Below are 2,827 nucleotides of genomic sequence, written 5' to 3' on the forward strand. Positions count from 1 at the left end.
TAATGGAGAAATCTAATCGGTATGTTATACCTGAGAGAAGAGTGAGGAGTTATCCAAGGGTTGTAAAAGGAAAACCTCAAAAATACCCAAGAAAAAGCCAGTCAATCTCTTAACTGACTGGCATTACCCTTACGGAGGCTTTTCTATTTAAAGAATCACGACTTAAGCATTGGCTGTAGATGCATCTTTAACATCAATTTTATCACTGTCATTTTCATGCATGATCAATGCAACCGCGATCGCAGTAATCAGTACAGGTAAACCTACCGCCATAAAGTTGAAATGCGCAGGTAAATTCATACCGAGCAAACCACCAATCAAAATTGGCCCTACAATCGCGCCCATACGACCAATTGCAGAAGACCAACCAATACCCGTCGAACGTACAGCAAGTGGGTAATACTGCGCCACATAGCTATACAACAGCATTTGTGAACCAATAGACGCAGCACCTGCCAAAAATACCAAGATGTAAAGCAAGAACTGATTTGACTGGAAGCCCATCAAGCTCATCACAATCGCGCCCATCATACCCAAAACCATCAACACAGGTTTTAAATGGAAACGGTCAGCCAAAATACCACCGCCAACAATACCCACAACTGCGCCCACGTTCATGACCATCATGAACATTAAGCTGTTATCCATAGAATAACCGGCTGCCATCATCAGTTTTGGCAACCAGCTGCTCAGCGCATACATGGTCAATAGGCACGTAAAGAACGCCACCCAAAACAATAATGTATTTACGGCACGACCACGGCGGAACAAACTCACCACGTTAGCAGCTTCAGGCACGCTTTCTTGCGGTAAAGTGAACACTGTGTTTTCAGTCACATTCACTTCAGGCGCTAAGCGCTTCACGATACTGCGGGCTTTTTCCTGTTTGTTTTCTTTCACCATAAATGCCAAAGATTCAGGTAAAAATTTCCAAATCACAGGTAAAAGGAAAAGAGGAATACCCGCAATAAAGAACATGATTTGCCAACCAAAGTCAGGGGTGAACCATGAACCTAAAAGTGCCGCCATCACACCACCGACGGCGTAACCACTAAACATCGTCGTTACCAGTGTGCTACGCATCTTCTGCGGCGCGTATTCAGACGTTAAAGCCACAAGGTTAGGCATTACACCGCCAATCCCTAAACCAGCCAAGAAACGCAAAATACCAAATTCTGTTGGATTCGACGCAAAACCACCGGCAAAGGTCAAACCACTAAATAAAACGATACAGATCATGATGACTTTTTTACGGCCAATCTTATCTGCTAAAGAACCAAAGAACATGGCACCAAACATCATGCCTGCGAGCGCAGTACTGGCAAGCATCCCCGCTTGCATTGCACTTAAGCCCCAGTCTTGCATCAGTAAAGGTAAAACCACGCCATTAATCGCTAAATCGTAGCCATCAAATAAAATAATCAATAAGCACCAAGCCACTACATTGAAGTGGAACGGGGTAAATTTAGCCTTATCGACTACAGAATTTATGTCTATTTTTTCCGTTGTCATCGTTCTCATCTCCCATGAGTACTTGTCCATAACATTCATTGAATTTTTAAGTAAAATTCAACAGCCACGGAATATACGGAACAGTGTTTTCTAGGGATATTAGACGTATGTTTAATAAATCGAATCACTTATAAGTACATGTTAATTGTGTTATTTTTCATGTTTTAGCTTAATTATTGAACATTATCAATATATGATTATTTAGCTGATATTTTTAAATCATAATGTCATTATTTTCAGGTCAAATTCTTCTATTCTTTCATTAAATTTCAGAACGACACACCATCATTTATTTCTATCTTTAGTTTAGAAAAATTTTAAATGTCTAAAAAACGAACGTAACCATATATATAGAAAAGCTCGTTTGAACACTCTTGATTGTTTTAAATGCATTGATAGCACTGAGACTAAGCAATCACCAGCTTACAGCGAAATCCTCGAGACGCATAATATGACTGTGCGCCATTATGGTAGCTAAATACATGATCATAACGTCGGTCACAAAACAGTGCCCCGCCCTTTTGCCGAATATCCGCTGGCGTTACGATCCAACTCGAAGTCTTTAAATCGAAATGAAAAACTAGCTGTATCGCTCGATAGTCTTCTTCTGTCAGTAGCTCAGCACCGATGTCTCGAACCATGTCTATTACGTTATTTTTGGGAGGATGATCCTTCCGATTCTCCAAGGCTTCACGGTCATAGCACAAGCTTCGTCTAGGCTTTGGCGACTCTAAGCTGCAATCATAAAATATCAGGTCATGAGATTGCTGATTCAGCATCACAATATCTGGCTCACCGCCTGTTTTTTCCATTTCGATTAAAATTTTTAGTTTTAAGGGCTGTGCAATCAATTGTTTTTTAACATCATCCCAAAGTAATTCTGGATGCCGCTGCATATTTGCCTCAAAGCGTTGCTGCAATATCTCTAAAATAGAGACTTCATCGAGATCTTGGAGCATATGTACATCCTATTGTTTTTATACATTGAGACTGTACTTCACTATAAAGAATATAGGCTTGCCTTGATGTAAATTTTTAGTGCTGTTTAGCCTTATTCTTTTAAATATCTATCATCTCCCTGTTTTGTTCTTTTACTTTTCTTCTTATTTTTTCTACGGTTACTACTTTCATCCCATCTCCTTTACGTGTTTTCCATTTTTTTTACACATAAAAAAACACCCCCTGACGTATCAGGGGGTGTTTCGAATAATGAGCTGGCGATGACTTACTCTCACATGGGTAACCCCACACTACCATCAGCGCTAAGAGGTTTCACTTCTGAGTTCGGGAAGGGATCAGGTGGTTCACTCTTGCT

At 40.4% G+C, this 2,827-nt stretch carries 2 protein-coding genes and 1 rRNA gene; all 3 read right to left on the bottom strand.

Translation table 11 applies throughout. The annotated features are described in order from the left end of the window. Positions 1-162: 162 nt before the first annotated feature. Positions 163-1,512, bottom strand: coding sequence for an aromatic acid/H+ symport family MFS transporter (locus tag FTT98_RS17560; protein WP_180177608.1), 1,350 nt, complete (start codon positions 1,510-1,512; stop codon positions 163-165). A gap of 407 nt (positions 1,513-1,919) precedes the next feature. After that, on the bottom strand, positions 1,920-2,471 hold the full coding sequence (locus tag FTT98_RS17565; RefSeq protein ID WP_180177609.1) for a DUF4256 domain-containing protein: 552 nt from the start codon (positions 2,469-2,471) through the stop codon (positions 1,920-1,922). A gap of 253 nt (positions 2,472-2,724) precedes the next feature. Continuing rightward, positions 2,725-2,827 (bottom strand): 5S ribosomal RNA (gene rrf / locus FTT98_RS17570); the annotation flags it as partial.

It is taken from the genome of Acinetobacter sp. YH12039 (genome assembly GCF_013420015.1).
Taxonomy (GTDB): Bacteria; Pseudomonadota; Gammaproteobacteria; order Pseudomonadales; family Moraxellaceae; genus Acinetobacter; species Acinetobacter amyesii.

Bases quoted from the DNA above. Each gene is read 5' to 3' on its own strand.
- FTT98_RS17560 (WP_180177608.1), bottom strand. From the start codon at position 1,512: ATGACAACGGAAAAAATAGACATAAATTCTGTAGTCGATAAGGCTAAA.
- FTT98_RS17565 (WP_180177609.1), bottom strand. From the start codon at position 2,471: ATGCTCCAAGATCTCGATGAAGTCTCTATTTTAGAGATATTGCAGCAA.